Origin of the sequence: Bradyrhizobium liaoningense, assembly GCF_018130955.1 — a bacterium.
GTDB lineage: Bacteria > Pseudomonadota > Alphaproteobacteria > Rhizobiales > Xanthobacteraceae > Bradyrhizobium > Bradyrhizobium liaoningense_C.
Genome location: NZ_JAFCJM010000083.1, coordinates 1 through 17,362, shown reverse-complemented (window position 1 = coordinate 17,362; position 17,362 = coordinate 1). Strand labels below are relative to the sequence as shown.

General features: G+C 65.9%; 14 protein-coding genes and 1 pseudogene. 6 read left to right on the top strand and 9 right to left on the bottom strand.

Annotated elements, in window-relative coordinates; translation table 11 throughout:
- Positions 1-23: 23 nt before the first annotated feature.
- The 3 genes from JQ632_RS35640 to JQ632_RS35630 all read right to left on the bottom strand — a co-directional run bounded on the left by JQ632_RS35640 (position 24) and on the right by JQ632_RS35630 (position 4,550).
- The gene (locus tag JQ632_RS35640; RefSeq protein WP_212407392.1) at positions 24-2,276 is read right to left on the bottom strand and encodes a flagellar hook-basal body complex protein; all 2,253 of its coding nucleotides are present in this window, start codon (positions 2,274-2,276) and stop codon (positions 24-26) included.
- A gap of 213 nt (positions 2,277-2,489) precedes the next feature.
- The gene (msrB, locus tag JQ632_RS35635) at positions 2,490-2,990 is read right to left on the bottom strand and encodes a peptide-methionine (R)-S-oxide reductase MsrB (RefSeq protein WP_212407391.1); all 501 of its coding nucleotides are present in this window, start codon (positions 2,988-2,990) and stop codon (positions 2,490-2,492) included.
- A gap of 114 nt (positions 2,991-3,104) precedes the next feature.
- The gene (locus tag JQ632_RS35630) at positions 3,105-4,550 is read right to left on the bottom strand and encodes an FAD-binding oxidoreductase (RefSeq protein ID WP_212407390.1); all 1,446 of its coding nucleotides are present in this window, start codon (positions 4,548-4,550) and stop codon (positions 3,105-3,107) included.
- A 93-nt stretch (positions 4,551-4,643) separates the two neighbouring features.
- Between JQ632_RS35630 and JQ632_RS35625 the strand changes: the two genes are divergently transcribed.
- Together JQ632_RS35625 and JQ632_RS35620 are read left to right on the top strand one after the other, a co-directional pair.
- Positions 4,644-5,180 carry a histidine phosphatase family protein gene (locus JQ632_RS35625; protein ID WP_212407389.1) on the top strand — a complete coding sequence of 179 codons (537 nt, stop codon included), beginning with the start codon at positions 4,644-4,646 and terminating at the stop codon, positions 5,178-5,180.
- A 78-nt stretch (positions 5,181-5,258) separates the two neighbouring features.
- Positions 5,259-5,684: a universal stress protein gene (locus JQ632_RS35620; RefSeq protein ID WP_212407388.1), complete on the top strand. Its 426-nt coding sequence runs from the start codon at positions 5,259-5,261 to the stop codon at positions 5,682-5,684.
- Between the two features lie 151 nt (positions 5,685-5,835).
- On the opposite strand, the gene JQ632_RS35615 is transcribed toward JQ632_RS35620, so the two are convergent.
- On the bottom strand, positions 5,836-6,072 hold the full coding sequence (locus tag JQ632_RS35615; RefSeq protein ID WP_212407387.1) for a DUF1127 domain-containing protein: 237 nt from the start codon (positions 6,070-6,072) through the stop codon (positions 5,836-5,838).
- Between the two features lie 184 nt (positions 6,073-6,256).
- On the opposite strand from JQ632_RS35615, the gene JQ632_RS35610 reads away from it, so the two are divergent.
- Positions 6,257-7,600, top strand: coding sequence for a PLP-dependent aminotransferase family protein (locus tag JQ632_RS35610; protein WP_212407386.1), 1,344 nt, complete (start codon positions 6,257-6,259; stop codon positions 7,598-7,600).
- Between the two features lie 6 nt (positions 7,601-7,606).
- On the opposite strand, the gene JQ632_RS35605 is transcribed toward JQ632_RS35610, so the two are convergent.
- Positions 7,607-8,206: a YdcF family protein gene (locus JQ632_RS35605; RefSeq protein ID WP_212407385.1), complete on the bottom strand. Its 600-nt coding sequence runs from the start codon at positions 8,204-8,206 to the stop codon at positions 7,607-7,609.
- Between the two features lie 56 nt (positions 8,207-8,262).
- Positions 8,263-8,865 carry a hypothetical protein gene (locus JQ632_RS35600; protein WP_212407384.1) on the bottom strand — a complete coding sequence of 201 codons (603 nt, stop codon included), beginning with the start codon at positions 8,863-8,865 and terminating at the stop codon, positions 8,263-8,265.
- Between the two features lie 74 nt (positions 8,866-8,939).
- On the opposite strand from JQ632_RS35600, the gene JQ632_RS35595 reads away from it, so the two are divergent.
- A complete protein-coding gene (locus tag JQ632_RS35595; RefSeq protein ID WP_212407383.1) occupies positions 8,940-9,374 on the top strand; it encodes a hypothetical protein in 435 nt (144 codons plus the stop codon).
- A 131-nt stretch (positions 9,375-9,505) separates the two neighbouring features.
- Here JQ632_RS35595 and JQ632_RS35590 read toward each other — a convergent pair whose 3' ends face one another.
- The 3 genes and pseudogenes from JQ632_RS35590 to JQ632_RS35580 form a co-directional block, all read right to left on the bottom strand.
- Positions 9,506-11,905 (bottom strand): EAL domain-containing protein, encoded by a 2,400-nt coding sequence (locus tag JQ632_RS35590; RefSeq protein WP_212407382.1) that lies wholly within the window; start codon positions 11,903-11,905, stop codon positions 9,506-9,508.
- A 117-nt stretch (positions 11,906-12,022) separates the two neighbouring features.
- Entirely contained in the window at positions 12,023-13,420 is a 1,398-nt protein-coding gene (locus JQ632_RS35585) for an MFS transporter (RefSeq protein WP_212407381.1), read from the bottom strand.
- Positions 13,421-13,497: 77 nt separating this feature from the next.
- Positions 13,498-13,611, bottom strand: a pseudogene (locus tag JQ632_RS35580) (DUF892 family protein); the annotation flags it as partial.
- A gap of 464 nt (positions 13,612-14,075) precedes the next feature.
- Here JQ632_RS35580 and JQ632_RS35575 point away from each other — a divergent pair.
- Together JQ632_RS35575 and JQ632_RS35570 are read left to right on the top strand one after the other, a co-directional pair.
- On the top strand, positions 14,076-15,149 hold the full coding sequence (locus tag JQ632_RS35575; protein ID WP_212407380.1) for a YbhN family protein: 1,074 nt from the start codon (positions 14,076-14,078) through the stop codon (positions 15,147-15,149).
- A 102-nt stretch (positions 15,150-15,251) separates the two neighbouring features.
- A complete protein-coding gene (locus JQ632_RS35570) occupies positions 15,252-17,225 on the top strand; it encodes a hypothetical protein (protein ID WP_212407379.1) in 1,974 nt (657 codons plus the stop codon).
- Positions 17,226-17,362: the final 137 nt, after the last annotated feature.

Genomic DNA, 17,362 nt, shown 5'->3' with positions numbered 1-17,362 from the left:
TACGTTACGTATCGAGAAGCCGATCAGCGCAACACGTTCAAGAGGTCCTGCACCATCGAGTTCGCCGTCGTGATCACCTTGGTGTTGGCCGAATAGGCCTGCTGGGTCACGATCAGTTTGGTGAACTCGTCGGCGATGTCGGTGTTGGAGCCTTCCAGCGAGGAGCCGCTGATGGCGCCCGAGGCACCCGCGATGGCCGGGCCCGACTGGTCGGTCACGGCATAAGCGCCGCCATCGAGCGCCTTCAGGTAGTTGGTGCCGTTGAAGTGCGACAGCGTCACCTGGGCGAGGTCGAGGTTCTGACCGTTGGAGAAAGTGCCGACCACCAGGCCATTGTTGTTGACGGCGACGGAGCGGAGCTGGCCGGCGGCGTAACCGTTCTGCGTGATGGTGTTGATGGTCACCGCTCCGCTGGTGCTTGCATATTGCGTCAGGCCGCCCGAGGAGATGTTGAAGGCGACAGAGCCGAGTGATTGACCGCTGACGCTGACATTGTTGATGGTGATGCCCGAACCGGTGGGCGAGGTCAGCGAGCCGTCGCTGGCAAAGGTGAAGGCCTGCCCGGTGTTGACCCAGCCGACCGTCGTGCCGGTCGCATTCGGATCGGTCTGATAAAACAGGTTCCAGGTGTCGGCGTGACCCGTGCCGAGCGAGGCGCTGTCGGTCTTGGCCCAGCGCAATTGCAGGTTCACCGGCGTGCCGGCCGCGTTGTAAGCGGTCACCGCGCCGCCGCTTATCGATTCCTTCGTAAAGGTGGCGATGTCGTTGCCGATCACGGTCCCCGTGCCGGCGGTGCCGCCGCCGTTGCGATTCTTGGTGATGGTCGACGTGAAGCCGAGCGCAGCGAAGGCAGAGCTGTTGGAGCTGGACACCGACAAGTTGGACACTGTGCCGGTGTTGATCGTGATCACACCGCCGGCACTGACCGAGGACCCCGAGGCGCCGGAGAGCGCGTCGATCTTACCGAGCAGGGTCGTGATATTGTCTGTGATGTTGATCTGGTTCGCACCCGAGGCGCCGGAAGCCATGAAGGTGAGCGTCGCACCGTCGACCGTGATGGTGTCGCCGGCGGCAAAGCCCGACGAGAGCACTTGTGCGCCGCCTGCCGTCGCGGCACCGCTCAACACCGTGGCGCCCGAGATCGCTGGCGTCGACAGCACGTTGCCGCCGCGCGTCACGCTGCTGATACCCAGCGCCGTTGCCGCCGTGCCGCTGCCAACCGCCACGTCCGTCGTCGCACCGCTGACGATCTGGATGTTGCCGCTGGCGGTCAGGCTTGCGGAGACACCGGCGCCACCGGCCAACTGAATCGCAGTCAAGATGTCTTGAACCGTCGCGGTGGTGCCCGCACCGAGGCCGATCGTGGTGTTGTTGCCGGCCGGCGTGACTGTGGTGCCGTTGTTGAAGGTGATCGTGTTGCCGTTGATCGTCAGCGTCTGACCGCTCAATCCGGTGAGTATGCTCGACGCGAGATGCACGCCCGCGGCGTTATCGAGGGATGTGGTCGTCGATGCCGCGGCGGCGGAGTTGTTCTGGAGTGCGGTCGTCCCAACTTGGGTCGTCGACGAGTAGGCCGAGCGGATATTGCCCGTGGCTGCCGCGCCGGAAGCTGTCGCATTGGTATAGGGCGCCGGTGGGGTGCCCACCGCCAGCGGGTTTGCGGCATAATCCGACGGATTGAGTCCACCGGCGGCCAGCAGCGAACCGGGCGTCGCGGTCGAGCTCGCCACCGTATTCGGCTGCGTCGGCAGGTTCGCCGCGTACTGGATAGAGGTCGTGGCCTGCGCCGGGACGAAGTTGTTCTGGAATTGCAGCACCGTCGGCACGCTGCCGGTCGGATTGCCGGTCTTCGGGTCGACCGCGACACCCATCAGATAGTAGCCGGCACCGTTGACGAGATTGCCGTTGGCGTTGACCTGGAAGTCGCCGCGGCGGCTGTAATAGGTGACGCCGTCGAACACCGGCACGTTGTCGACGACGCCGCTCGCCTTCTGCACCGAGAAGAAGCCGTCGCCGGTGATCGCCATGTTGGTGGCGACGCTGGACGAGGAGATTGTGCCCTGCGTCGTGATGGTCGCCTTCGCGTTGGCGGTAACGCCGCCCGCGACCTGCTTGCTCGGGACCGAGGAGTCCGGAATGAGATCGACGAAGCTGGTCCCGATGCCCTTGTAGCCGGTGGTCGAGGAGTTCGCGATGTTGCCGGAGATGTTCTGCAACGCGTAGGACTGCGCCTGAAGGCCGCCCACCGACGTGTTCATCGCATCGAAGATACCCATAACTTTGTCTCCAAATTCGATCTCGGCGGCCAGCCGACACCTGGTGCCCATGGCCGCAATCGAAGGAGACAGTCGCAAGGCCTATGCCAATGCGGGTATCTTCGTGAAATCAATGACTTAAATGGAGAGGCCCCGGCCAACCGACCGGGGCACAATTGCCGGGCCGGCAACATTTGCCGGGGCGTATCGTCATGTGCGGGCCGACGGAACGCCTTACGTTGCCGAGGCCGCGGCGGGATGGAAGACCAGGCCAAAGCCGTCGATGCAATAGCGCAGTCCCGTCGGCTTCGGACCGTCGTCGAAGACGTGGCCGAGATGGCCGCCACAGCGACGGCAATGAACCTCGGTGCGGACCATGCCGTAGGTGCGGTCCTCGGTCTTGCCGACATTGCCTTCGATCGGCTGGTAGAAGCTCGGCCAGCCCGTGCCGCTCTCGAATTTGGTCTCCGAGGAGAACAGCGGCAGGTCGCAGCCGGCGCAGGCGAAGATGCCCTTGCGCTTCTCTTTCAAGAGCGGGCTCGAGCCGGGCCGCTCGGTGCCGTGGTTGCGCAGGATTTCATATTGCTGCGGCGTGAGCTGGGCGCGCCATTCCGCCTCGGTCTTCTCGATCTCGAACTGTTCCGCGGCTTGTGCCGGCGTGGCTCTCAGCCAGCGGAACGCGGCAAGGCCAAACAGGCCGGCAACGGTCGTCAGCAGGATGCGGCGGTCAAACATCTCTTTCTCCGTGCGAAGGGACTCTTCACTGTCCACGCGCTGAGATACGGGCTTCAACGCCCGACGTTACACGGTCAGGCGGTGAATTTTCTCAACTTATCGCGAGATGGCTTCCTATTGCGAGATGCCCTCGCCTTCCTGGCGTACCGGTTCCGGTGGCGGCATCGGGCGGGCCGGCCGGACGGCGCCGGGCGGCGGACGGCGCGGTCCGGTGCCGGCGGCCCGGTTCGCCTCGGCAAGCCGCGCCTCGCGTTCGCGTTCCCTGACCCGGGCGCGCTCCCGGTAGCGGGCAAGCGTGCCCGCGGCTGCCGAGCTCGCCCTGCCCCACATCCCGATCAACTGGCCGGCGACGCGGCCGGTCGGCCCGCCCGCCCACACCAGTTCGAACGGCGAGAACAGCCGCCAGCGCTCGTCGCCCCACAGGATGCTGCGGGCAATCAACTGGCCGGCCATTGCCGAGGTGTTCATGCCCTGGCGGCCGAAGCCGCTCGCCACCCACAGGCCTTTGCGCAACTGGCCGATCTGCGGCATGCCGTGCACGGTCTGGCCGGTGACGCCGCCAAAGACCTCCGCGATCGCCACATCGCCGAGATCGGGAAATATGCTACGGATCCGCCTGCCGATCGCGCCGGCAAAGCGCTGCGGCTTGGCGTCCCAGGTCGTTTCCGGGCTTGCCCACATCAGCCGATCGCCGTCGACGATGCGGAAATGATCGACGCCGTCGGTATCCATCACCGAGCCCTTGAAGGCGACGATCTCGTGCACGCGTTCGCCGAGCGGCTCGGTGATGCCGGCATAGCGCCAGACCGGCAGCAAGGTTTCCGACAGGCGCCTCAGCGGTGCGCCGAGATGGATGTTGCCGGCGAGCACGATATGCGAGGCGCGCAAGCGCGCCGTCGGCGTGACGATGCGCTTGCGGATGCCGGAATGATCGATGCTGACGACCGGCGTGTCCTCGAAAATCCGCGCACCAGCCCGCCGCGCCAGCGCCGCGAGCGCGTGGACATATTTGCGGCCGTCGACCTGGAACGCCCGGGGATAATAGACGCCATGGAAATAATGGTCGGTCTTCAGCGTCTCGCGCACGCGCTCGGCCTGCCATCCCTGGACATCGGTATCGAAGTCCTCGTTCAGCATCTGGAGGCGGCTGATCAGGCGGTCGCCGACATCGACGTTGGAGACTTCGAGCACACCTTCGCTGAGGCCGATCCCCGGCATCGCGTCCTCGGTGGCGTTGGCGCGGACGAATTCGGCGCCTTCCCGCGACAACGTCCAGAGCTCCCGGGCATCCTCGAAACCGACGCGCTCGATCAGATCGGCCAGCGGCAGTGCAAACCCCGGCATCACAGTGCCGAGCTGGTTGCCGGAGGCATTCCACCCGATCTGCCGCCCCTCCAACACCGCGACGCTCGCCCCGAGCCGGGCGGCTTCCAGCGCGACGGTCAATCCGGCCAATCCGGCCCCGATGACGCAGATATCGGCATCGAGATCGAAGGACAGCCGCGCGCGCTCGCGGAAGCCGGCTTCATCCTGGGACACGCTTGTGAAAGTCTCGCTCATATCGTTTTCTTAAAGGACCGATCGGGCGCTTGTCACCTTGTCCTCAACCGGCGTCTGTAGATTAATTCCTGGTCCCAACGATTCGAGAATGCCATGCGCCGTCTGTTGCTGTTGCGTCACGCCAAGACCGAGACTGACGCACCAAGCGGCCGGGACCAGGATCGCCGCCTCGACGACCGCGGCCATAAGGACGCGGCCCGAATGGGCGAATGGATCGCCGATCACGGGCCCTCCCCGGACATGGTACTGGTGTCGCCGGCGGTACGCGCCAAGCAGACCTGGGACCTCGCCTGGGAGGCCATGAAGGCGCACGTCGCTGCGCCGCTGGTCGAATTCCTGCCGGAACTCTATGGCGCCGATCCGGCGCACCTCCTGGAAACCATTCGCACCGCGACAATTCCGGCAAATCCCAAACGGCTGATGCTGGTCGGCCACAATCCCGGCATGCACGAGTTCGCGCTGATGCTGACAGGCAGTGGCGATGCTGCGAGCAGCAAGGCGCTCGCCCACAATCTGCCCACGGCGGGACTTGCGATCTTCGACTTTGACGTCAAGGATTGGGGTGACGTGGCATACCGCCGCGGGAAGCTGGCGCTGTTCGTCAGCCCCAAGCTGCTGAAGCAGGCGTGAGACGACGGGCGCTGTCTCAAGTCTTCCGATTCAGCTTGATCGACAGCAGGCTGTTGAAGACAAGATTTGGAGGCGCAGATGTTCAAGTCCATCCTCGTGCCCATCGACCTCGCCGACACCGATCTGGCGAAGCCGGCCATCGCGACCGCGGCGACGCTGTCGCAGACCTGGAGCGGCGCGGTGCGCCTGCTCAACGTGCTGCCGATGACGCCGGTGATGCTGGCCGAATACGTCCCGGCCGATTTCGACGAGCAGCAGCGTCAGACCTCCGAAGAGGCGCTCGCCATCGTCGCGCGCGAATCCGGCATCGAAGCCGGTCACATCTCGAGCGTGGTGCGGCAGGGCGGCATCTATCACGAGATCCTGGAGGAAGCGGCCCAGATGAAGGCCGACCTCATCGTCATGACCTCGCACCGGCCGGCGATGCGCACCTATTTTCTGGGCTCGAACGCGGGCCACGTCGTGCGCTACGCAAAGTGCTCCGTGCTGGTGGTGAGACACTAGAATTTTGGTTGCACGGTCATTCCGGGGCGATGCACAGCATCGAACCCGGAATCTCGAGATTCCCCGAAGCGCAATCGCGCTCGGAGGTCTGGTCCTTCGGACCAGACCGGAATGACCGTCTGGCCGGGGCATGCCCCGGCCAGACAGCGCGTCACAGATAGCGCGTCAGCTCGGCTTTTACCGATCCGTAGACGGCATCCTCGATCTGGGAGCGCGCGATCCCGATGTCGCGCAGCGCGCGGTCGTCGAGCTCGTTCAGCGTCTTGATGGCGGCACGGCGCTCCAGATGGTCGAACAGCGCCTGCACGCTGTTGACGATGGAGCGGAGAAATCCGCTCGATGAGGATGGGCTCAAATTCTGCCCGGCAGTCTGCAAGATCGTGGTCATTTTTTCTTCTCCGGCTATCGGTCCCACGCGGCGACGGGTGGCCGTCGGCCCAGGCGCTGAAGCGCCTGCTCCTTATTGCCCTCGGATTGCTCTCGCAGCCCTCGGTCCAATCGCGGAACTTGATGGAACTTAAATGCTCCAGTACAATCCTCGGTGCAAGGAAAACATTGCTCTCGGTGCAATAATGTCGAAGTTCGAGTATGTGAAACTGGCCGATACGATCGCTGCCGAGATTTCGAGCGGTGCCCGCAGACCGGGCGATCGGCTGCCGCCGCAACGCAGTTTTGCGTACGAGCGCGGGATTGCCGTCTCTACCGCGAGCCGGGTTTACACGGAGTTATTGCGCCGCGGGCTCGTGGTCGGCGAAGTCGGGCGCGGCACCTTCATTTCCGGAGAGGCGCGGCGCGGAATCGCAGCGCCGGCAGAGCCACGCGGCGCACGTGTCGATTTCGAGTTCAACTATCCGTTACTGCCGCAACAGACGGCGATGATCGCCAAGAGTCTTGCAGGCCTCGAACGGCCCGACGCGCTGGAAGTCGCGCTGCGCCCCGCGACCAGCACCGGGACTGCGACGACGCGCAGCATCTCCGCCGCCTATCTCTCACGCCAGGGCTGGTCGCCGAATCCCGATCACCTCGTGTTCACGTCCAATGGCCGGCAATGCATTGCGGCCGCGCTCGCAGCACTCGTTCCCGCCGGCGGACGCTGCGGCGTGGAGGCGCTGACCTATCCCTTCATCAAGGGCATTGCCGCACGGCTCGGCATCACGCTGGTGCCGCTGTCGATGGACGAACACGGTGTGCGTCCCGACGCCATCCAGAAGGCCCATCGCGAGGCGCATCTCGCAGCGCTCTATTTGCAGCCGACGATCCAGAACCCGCTCGGCATCACCATTCCGCTGGCGCGTCGCAACGACATCCTGCGTGTCGCCGAAAAGCTCGACCTGCCGATCATCGAAGACACCGTGTACGGCTTCCTCGCCGACGAAGCGCCGCTCGCCGCGCTCGCGCCGGACCGCTGCCTCGTGGTCGACAGCCTGTCGAAAAAAGTAGCGCCTGGGCTCGCGCTCGGCTTCATCGTCGCTCCACCGCATCTGCGCGAGAGCGTGATGGCGTCGGTGCGCTCGGGCGGCTGGACTGCATCTGGGTATGCCTTCGCGGCCGGCCAGCGCCTCATGGGCGACGGCACCGCGGCCGAACTGTCGCGGCTCAAACGGATCGATGCGGGCAAGCGTCAGCACCTGGCGACGCAGCGCCTCGCCGGCTTCGACATCCAGTCCGACCAGCGCTCCTATCATCTGTGGCTGGCGCTGCCGCATCATTGGCGCTCGCAGACCTTCGTCGCCGCCGCCGGCCGCCGCGACATCGCGCTGACGCCGTCGACGACGTTTGCAATCGCCTCCGGTCACGCGCCGAACGCGGTGCGGCTCGCGCTGGGGGCACCGAGCTTCGAACAGCTCGACGCTGGCTTGCGCACATTGGCCTCGATGCTGCGCGCGCGGGAAGAGGATTTTGACTCGACGGAGTAGCGCGAGTTACGGCTCCGGCCATTCCGCGATGAATCCCTTCGCCTTGTAGGACGCGATCTTGTCCCATTCACGCAGCATGCGGCGGCGAAATTCCGCATCGGTGTGCCAGAGCGCGCGCGGCGTTGCAAAGCCGTCGACGGTGAGAAGCATCTTCGTCACTTGCGGCCAGTGCCGGTGCAGCGTCATCGGGTAGCGGCGCGCGGTCCAGGTGTTGCCGAGGCAGATCACGCTCTCGATGTTGTGCAGGCCGATGGCGGCCTCGATGATCGGCAGCGAGAAGACGACGTTCTCGCCGGTGTTCATGGCGCGATGCTCTTCCAGAATCCGCTCGGCCGGAATGCCCGCCGCGACCATCGCCGGCTTGATAACATTGCACTCGGATTGCTCCGAGCCGGGCGTCACCCCGCCGCTGACAATCGACCAGCGGAAATAGCCCTCGCGCCACAGCCGGGCGGCGGTCTCGGCGCGCAGGCTGACGTCCTCCCTGGTGCCGAACATGAACAGGAGGTCGGCCGGCCGCAGCGGCGTCTCGACCAGATGGGTGGCGTTGATGGCGGCGATCTCGTCGGCCGTCGGCAGCCGGGTGCTGCGGTCCGTCTCAGACATGGCCGCACGATGCGGCACCGGCGCACGACGGCGAAGTCACGTTTGATTGCGGCCGGTTACGGCAGCAGGTCCTCCGGCAGGGCATCGAAGCGATAGGTGCGCGGCTGGTTGCGCCGGATGAAGCCGCCGACTTGCCAGGTGAACAGCGCGGCGAAGCCGACGATGAACAGCATGCCGGCGAATTCGCCGATCATCAGCGCGCGGATGAAGAGCCCGGCCATCGCAACCGCCAGACATGCCAAGAGGGCCAGCGCCGCCGCATAGGTGACACGCCCGAGGCCAGCGGTCAGGACGGCCTGGCTGCCGGCCTTCGCCATGCGCCCATGCAGCTCGACAATGAAATCGCGATAGCCATAGTCCTGCGGCGCCATCAGCGCCGCGGTCTGCCAGCTCGTCGACAGGATGGCGATGCGGCCGCCGTCGGCATGGCTGACATCGGCACGAAAGCGGTGCTGCTGCATCGACACCGGCCGGTACGACAGGCGGATCGCCGAAATCTCGCCGTAAACCCACAGGCCGGAGCGGCCGCCGATGTGCCAGGACAGCCCTTCCTCCGTCAGCTCGAACCGGTGCGCCGAGCCGATCAGCGACGCCTTGTAGGCATAGCTCTTGGACGCACAGCTGGCAGGCGCCCTCGCCTCCATCCCGGACATCTGCATCGATCCCAATTCATCCACCGCGCCGCGCCGCGACCAGCTTGCGCGGCGGCCTTGCGCCATCCTACAAGCGGGGCATGGCTGAGACGATCTTTTTCCCGCGCCGCCTGATCCTCGGCGGCGCCATGATCTCGGGCGTGCTGCTCGCGCTCGCGGTGCACATGCTGGGTGCGCGCTACGGGCTCGACCTCGGCGGCCTCTGGCGCTCGGACACGCATGAATTCGTGCCGGCGGGCGCGGCGATCGCATGGTGGCTGATCGCGACGGTGGGCTTCTCCGGCGGCTACTTCACGGCAACGCTGATGCACAGCGCCGCCTCCGGGCAGATCCCGCAGCGAATGCGGCAGTTCTTGATCGCGGTCGGCGTGCTGCTGCTCGCGGGGGCCGGCCAGGCGGCCTCCGCGCCGAGCCCGATCCCGACCATCTCGGGCGTGCTCGCGGGCCTCGCCGCGCTGTGCCTCGGCGCAGTCATGGCGTTCTGCGGCGCGCATTTCTCCCTGCGCAGGGCGTAAAGCATGATCCGGAAAAGAGTGTAGCGGTTTTCCCTCGCGACAAACGCAGAACGCGTTTGCGCGGAGATCATGCTCGAACAAAGAGCTAAGGCGCGATGGAGATCCAACCTAAAGCCATCGCGCTTTAGCGCTCAGGCCGAAGCGCGGAACCTCGGCCGCGCCAGCATGGTGGCAACGTCGGACGCCGGCCGCGGCTGGCTGAACAGATAACCCTGCACCTGGGTGCAGCCTTCGCGCCGAAGCAGTTCGAGTTGCGCGTCATTCTCGACGCCTTCGGCGGTCGTTGCAATGCCGAGGCTTCGCCCGAGACCGGTCACGGCGCGGACGATCGCCATGGAGTCCTCGCGCGTCGAGAGCTCCTGCACGAAGGAGCGGTCGATCTTGATCTTGTCGAAGGGGAAGCTGCGCAGATAGCTCAGCGACGAGTAGCCGGTGCCGAAATCGTCGAGCGAGATCCGCACGCCAAGCGCGCGCAGCTCGTGCAGAATCGTCAGCGTCGCCTCGCTGTTCTGCAGCAACACGGACTCGGTGATCTCCAGCTCGAGACGGCGGGCGTCGAGTCCGGACAGCGCGAGCGCCTCCACGACCGACGCCACCAGGTTCGGGCTCTTGAACTGCACCGGCGACAGATTGACGGCGACACCGATGTCGTCCGGCCAGGTCGCAGCTTCCGCGCAGGCGACCTTCAGCACATGCTCGCCGAGCGCCACAACGAGGCCGGTCTCCTCGGCCAGTGGGATGAAATTGACCGGCGGGATCAGTCCGCGCTCGGGATGCTTCCAGCGGACCAGGGCCTCGAAGGCGACGACCACGTCGCGCGCCACGTCACGGATCGGCTGGTAGTAGACGGTAAACTCGTTGCGCTGCACCGCAGCCCGCAGATCCATCTCCAGCAGGCGGCGCGCCTGGGCGCGCGCGTCCATGCCGGTCTCGAAGAAGCGATAGGTGCCGCGGCCGTCGGCCTTGGCGCGATACAGCGCGAGATCGGCGTTCTTCAGCAGCTCGTTCGGATTGTCGCCGTCCTGGGGGAACAGCGAAATGCCGATGCTCACCCCGATGACGATCTGGTGGTCGGCGATGTCATACGGCGCCGAGATCACTTCGACCAGCCGGCCGGCAAGCGCGGCGGCCGCCGCCTCCTCTTCCCTGCCGAGTTGCACGACGGCGAACTCGTCGCCGCCGAGCCGCGCCACGGTGTCGTTCTCGCCGACGCAGGCGGCCAGCCGCCGGCCGACCTCCTTGAGCAGCGCGTCGCCGATCGGGTGGCCGAGCGAGTCGTTGATGTCCTTGAAGTGATCGAGATCGAGGCAGAGCACGGCGAGCTGGTCGCCGGACCTCGCCAGGCGCAGCCCCTGCTCGAGCTGCTCGTGGAACAGCACGCGGTTCGGCAGATTGGTCAGCGCGTCATGGCGCGCCATGTGCGAGATCTTCTCCTGCGCCGCGAGCCACTCGGTGATATCCTCGAAAGTCGCGACCCAGCCGCCACCGACCATCGGCTGGTTGACGACGCGGATCGAGCGATTGAAGCGGTTCACGATGGTGGTCGTCGTGCGGCTTGCTCGGGCGTCGGCGACAAGCTGCGCGAAGAATTCGTCCGGATCGCCCTGCCACTGGCCCTTGGCCTGCTCTTCACGCAACACGTCGAGCAGCAAGCGGCCGGTGAGCTGCATCTCGGTGCGGCCGAGCATTGCGGCATAGCGTTCGTTGAACAGGATGATCTTGCCCTCGGCGTCGAACATGCACAGGCCCTGCGACATGTTCTCGAGCGCCGTGTCGAGCACGACCTGCTGGCGGCCGAGCTCGCCCTTGGCGCGCCGGTCAAGAAGGGCCGCGACGAGCGCGATGGCGATGATCGCGACCGCAGCGCTCGCCGTGAGGAAGGACAGGGCACCCGGCGGGATCGACAATCCGCTGACCGAGAGCGTCGGGTCCGACGTCAGCACAACCGCGCCCATCGCGGTGAAATGGTGCGAGACGATGGCGAGCGTCAACAGGCCCGCAGCGCCCAGGCCGTGACGGATATCGTCGCGCCGTGCGGCAACGGAGAGCGCGATGGCGCCGAGGACGATGCGGAACAGGACCGAAGCTGCAACCGTGCCGCCGGTCCAGCCGATGCGCGCCGGCATCTCCAGCGCCATCATGCCGGTGTAGTGCATGGCCGCCACGCCGGCGCCGACGATCGCGCCGCCAAGGGCGACGAACCGCCGCCGCGCCGCGGATACCGCGATGCTCAAGCCGACGAAGGTGACTGATATCGCGAAGACCAGGGACAGGATGGTTACGGGAATGTTGTAGGCCGCGCCGGCGCCCGGCCCATAGGCCAGCATGGCGATGAAATGCGTCGCCCAGATCCCGCAGCCGCTGACGGCTGCATCGAGCGCGATCCAGGCCACACGCGAATGTCCCTGGGCCGCCCGCGCCCGGTGAAACAGGCTGATCGCCGCGGCACTGGCCAGCAGGCACACCGCGCCGCCGAGCGCGACCAGGCGCCAATCGTGCTCCGCGGTGAGGCAGTACAGAACTTGGTACATTGCAGGATCCCGTTGGAGCCTGCACTAGAGTGAGCAGAAATGGACACGAGGTAACCGGCTATGCCCCGGCTCCACTCATGGTGAACGAGACATGTGGGCGGATGCTTGCATTTTGGTTTATTGGCGCGCCGGGACGGCGCGCCAGATCGCGGCTGCCGCAAGACCGAGCACCACCGTGGCGATGACGAGCGCCACATGCATGCCCGACATGAAATCGCCCGATATGAGCGATCCGAACAGGGCCACGCCAAGCACACTGCCGGTCTGCCTGGTCGCATTCAGGACGCCTGCTGCGATCCCGGATCTGGCCTTCGCCACGCTGCCGAGCAGCGTCGACGTCAGGGGCGGCACCAACAGGCCGAGGCCCGCGCTCATCATGATCATCTGGACGCAGATCGCCCAATAGCTCGTGTCGGGTGCGACGGTGAGCATGCCGAGACAGCCGAGCGCCGATAGCAGCGCGCCGATGATCATGGTCATCAAGGGACCGATCCGCTCGGCAACGCGCGACGCCGCCAGGTTGACGGGGAGCACGGCTGCCAGCATCGGCACGAAGGCGAGCCCGGTCTGCCACGGCGACAGGCCGTTGACGCGCTGGAAGAAGAGGCTGAGCACGAAGATCAGACCGTAGATCGCGACGTTGACGAGCAGGCCGACCAGGGACGTCAGCGCGAACAGGCGGTTCTCGAACAGGGACAGCGGCAGCATCGGCTGGTTCGCGCGCCGCTCGTTCCAGTTGAACAGCGCTCCCAACACGACAGCCACCGCAAAGCCGGCGATAACCGCCGGATGGCTCCAGCCAAGCTCGCCGCCCTCGATGATGGCGCCGGCGAGCGCGCCGAGCGCACCGATCGCCGCGCATTGGCCGGGCAGGTCGATCTCGCGCGCGGCCGAGCGCGCGGTCTCGTCCGCATAGCGCCACGTCAGCCACAGGCCCGCGAGCCCGATCGGCAGATTGACCAGGAAGATCGCGCGCCAGCCGACCGTCGCGATCAGCCCGCCGCCGAGGAACGGGCCGGCGGTCAATGCGCAGCTTGCGCCCGCAGCCCAGATCGCAACCGCGCGTCCGCGCTGCTTGGCGTCTGGATAAGCGTGGTTGAGCAACGCGAGCGAGTTCGGCACCAGGATCGCCGCCGCCAATCCCTGCAGCAGCCGGGCGCCGATCAGGACGGCCGCATTCGGCGCCAGCGCGCAGGCCAGCGACGCCGCGGTGAAGATCGCAAAGCCCGCCATGAAGACGCGTTTGGCGCCGATACGGTCGCCGAGCGCACCCGCAGTCAGAATGAAGGCGGCAAAGGAGATGGTGTAGGCGCTGACGATCCATTGCAACTCGGCCACGCCGCCGCCCAGCGCTTCGCCCAGCGCATTGAGTGCGGTATTGACGATGGTGACGTCGAGCTGCACCACGCCATAGCCGAGACTCATCGCCGCGAGCGTCAGCGAGGTTGCAAGACCCGATCGCGCTCCGCGCTCGTGCGCCGGTCCAGAGGAGTACTCGACGGTGTTGCTTCGCATGCTGCCACCCGGATTGCAGCCCCGCGCGAAGACTATGCCGGTTTTTCGACATCATGCTTCGATAATGATCGAATGATGGTCGCCGACAGATGCGTCAAAAAGCCCTGCTTCAATTGTGGATCGGTGGCCTTATTTGCCATCCTTGGCAGCGCCTTGGTGAGCTGCTGCTCGGCATAGTAGATGTCCTGCAACTAATGCACGAACAGGTCGTTCATGGTCTTGATGTCCTTGGTGAACAATCCTGTCGCTCCAATCCTCGTTCCTTGGGGAGCAGAGCTGCGCAGGCTTGCAGGCAAGCCCTCCTCCGCTCCATTCGATTACTGATAAAGCACCAACGGGTCGCCCACACGGGCGTTCCGAAAAGCTGACAAGCTTGAGCTGGAACAAGACGCGATGCGCTCAGGTTTGACATATTGCTGGCACCGGAACGCCGCGTTTTCGCGACTCGGAATTGTTAACGCGCTGCAATGTGTAGGACGTATGACAAAAGAGGTCGGTCAAATGCAGAACCTCCCTTGTCAAGGGCTGCACAAGCCGCTGTTTTTGCCTTAAGAAACCGGTACACCAAGCGATCGATGCCCAACCTTGGCAATGATCGCGCCCAATCGGCCAGAGGCCCGGTTGGGTCGGTCTTGCCGCCCCGCCGGGAGGATGAATGCACGAACTGCTGTCCGCGCTGAAACGCGGCTTCAAGAGATGGATCGGCTGGCGACGGCTGGGCATTGCCGCGAGCATTATGATCATCGCCTTCGCGATGACCACGCTTGTGCGCACACTCAAGGGCATCGATACCGGCGTCATCCTGACCGCGCTGACCGAAATTCCCCGCGGCCATATCGGGCTTGCGGCGCTATGCGTCTTCTTCGCGTTCTGTACGCTGACCTTCTACGATTTCTTCGCGCTGCGCACGATCGGCAAGCGGCACGTTCCTTACCGCATTGCGGCACTCTCCAGCTTCACCTCCTATTCGATCGGCCACAATATCGGCGCCACCGTATTTACGGGCGGCGCCATCCGTTTCCGGATCTATTCGGACTACGGGCTGAACGCGATCGATGTCGCGAAAATCTGCTTCCTCTCCGGCCTGACCTTCTGGCTCGGTAACATCTTCGTGCTCTCGATCGGCATGGCCTGGCATCCGGACGCGGCCAGCGCGATGGACCAGTTGCCGCCGGCGATCAATCGGCTGATCGCGCTCGGCGGCCTCGCCTCGATCGGCGCCTATCTGGTCTGGCTCTCGATGGGCGAGAAGCGCCGCGAGCTCGGCCAGAAGGGCTGGAAGGTGGTGCTGCCGTCGGCGCCGCTGACACTGGTGCAGATCCTGATCGGCGTGGTCGATCTCGGCTTCTGCGCCATGGCGATGTATCTCCTGGTGCCGGCAAGCCCCCATATCGACTTCATGTCGCTCTCCGTGGTGTTCATCCTGGCAACCCTGCTCGGCTTTGCCAGCCATGCGCCCGGCAGCATCGGCGTGTTCGACGCCGCCATGCTGGTGGCGCTGCCGGAGTTCGGCCGCGAGGAGTTGCTGGCCACCCTCCTGGTCTTCCGCATCCTTTATTTCGTGATCCCGTTCGGCATCGCGATCTCGATCATGGGAACGCGCGAGCTCTGGATGAACGTGGGGAGGCCCTGGCAGGAGCGGCGGCGGCTTGCGGAAGCCTGCGCGCAAGGTAACCTGCCCAAGCAGGTGACGCCCATGGAGCGGCCGCTGCGGCAGGCGAAACGGTAGTCACGAGCCGGGACAAGGCGAGAACGGGGTAGCCAAACGTCGCAGTCGATGCGGCGCGCTTCTCTTATTTCCGCCTCAACTCTGACGTTGAAAACGCGGGCCATGATCCGACCCACCCTTCGCACCTTGCTCGCCGCCGCCCTGCTCGCCGGCTCCCTTATCTCGGCGCCCGTCGATCGGGCGGCCGCGCAGGGCGCCGGTGCCGTGCAGGTCGGCGCGATGCAGATCAATTGGGAAGTGCGCAACCGCTTCCGGCTGTTCCGCGAAGAGCGCGACTTCCTGCTCCAGCTCGACAGTGGGCGTAACCGCAGCATCCTCGCCTCCGAACAAGCGCTGGAATTGCAGAGCGACGGCCGCGGCTGGGCGCGCAACACCGTCAACCGCCTCTGCATCGATCTCGCGGGCCGGGTCAGCGAGCCCTGCAACCGCGACAACGTCAAGGAAAGCTACCTCACCCCGATCGACCATCCGGTCACGGTGCGCCTGAGCGGCGCGGTGCCGGTCGGTGCCACCTGCGCCTGGTCGTTCGACGACGGCGACGGGCCGCAAAGCTCGACCTTCGACTGCGCCGAGCCGGTCAATCTGCGCGTCCGCTACGGCAGGCCGACGGTTGCGACCGTCGACGTCTCGTCCGGCTCCGATCCGACCCAGCGCGTCCAGGCCGAGATCCAGGTCCGCGACATCTTCGTGGCGGGGCTCGGCGACAGCATCGCCTCGGGCGAAGGCAATCCGGACCGGGCGATCGCCCTGTCCGACGAAGGCTTCTGCTTTCGCTCCTATCTCGGCACGGCGAGCGCGGGGTACTACCGGCCGAGCCGCGCTGGCTTCAAGGGCGGCCGCGCCTGCGAGGCGCCGGACACGCTCGCGAACTGGCAGAAATACAGCGCGCTGTGGTTCAACGCCCCCTGCCACCGCTCGCTGTACAGCTACCAGACCCGCACCGCGCTTGCGCTTGCGCTGCGCTATCCGCACATCGCGGTGACCTACCTGCCGCTCGCCTGCACCGGCGCCAGCATCGGCTCCGGCCTGCTCGGGTCGCAGCGTGCGCGCGAATGCCCGCCCGGCAAGAGCGGCACGTGCCAGACCAACGTCAGCGCCCAGGTCGCCGAGCTGCGCGAGGCCCTGACCGCGGCCAAGCGCCGTCAGCCGGATCGCACGCTCGATTTGGTGCTGCTGTCGGTCGGCGCCAACGACGTCTATTTCTCCGGCCTCGTCGCCGACGTGATGGTGGAGACCGCGACCGAGCGCACGCTGTTCGCGCGCAGCGGCGTGCTGGCCGGCGTCGATGATTCCCGCGACGCACTGGCACGCGAGCTGCCGCAAAACTTCGTCAAGCTGCGCGAGGCGCTGAAGCCGCTGGTCGGCGGCGACCTCAGCCACGTCGTCTACGTCTCCTACGCCAATCCGGCGCTGGCCGACGGCGGCGTGCCCTGCCGCGGCGGCCGTGCCGGGTTCGAGGTTCATCCTTCCTTCAACATCGATCCGCAGCGGCTCGCCCGCGTCTCGACCTTCGTCGACACGGAATTCCTGCCGCAGTTGAAGGGCCTCGCGACCTGCACGCGCGGCGCGCTGTGCCGCGATCCCGAAGCCGATCGCATGACCTTCGTCGATGCCCATCAGGCGACGTTTGCCGATCACGGCTTTTGCGCGCGCGCCGGCAACGATCCGGAATTCGATCGCACCTGCTTTGCCGAGAACGGCCAGACGTTCAACCCGGACATCGTCACGGCCGCGAGTCAACCGATGCTGTGCGGCCGTAGCGCCTCCGACTATCGCGCCTACCTGCCCCGCGCGCGCTGGATTCGCGATGCCAATGACAGCTACTTTGCCGCGATGACCTATCCGCAAGGCCTGCCCGCCGCGAGCCAGCCGTCCGACATCCACGATGCGACCTGGGGCGTGCTCTCCGCGGTCTATGGCGGCGCGGTGCACCCCTCCGCCGAAGGCCACGCCGCGATGGCCGACGCCGCGCTCCCCGCCGCCAGCGCCGTGCTCGGCCTCGATGCGGTGCCGCCGAACGTGACGCGCGGGCAGCAGCTGCTGCCGCTGCAGCTGCCGTTCGGGACGAAGCAGTAGAGGCTTCGGAGACTCTCTCCACACTCTCGGTGTCATCGCCCGACTCGATCGGGCGATCCGGGGCGGATTCAACCGGTCGTCGCAACACTCTGTGTATCGCTCACCCGTAACAATTGGTCGAGAGTTTCCGCCGGGGT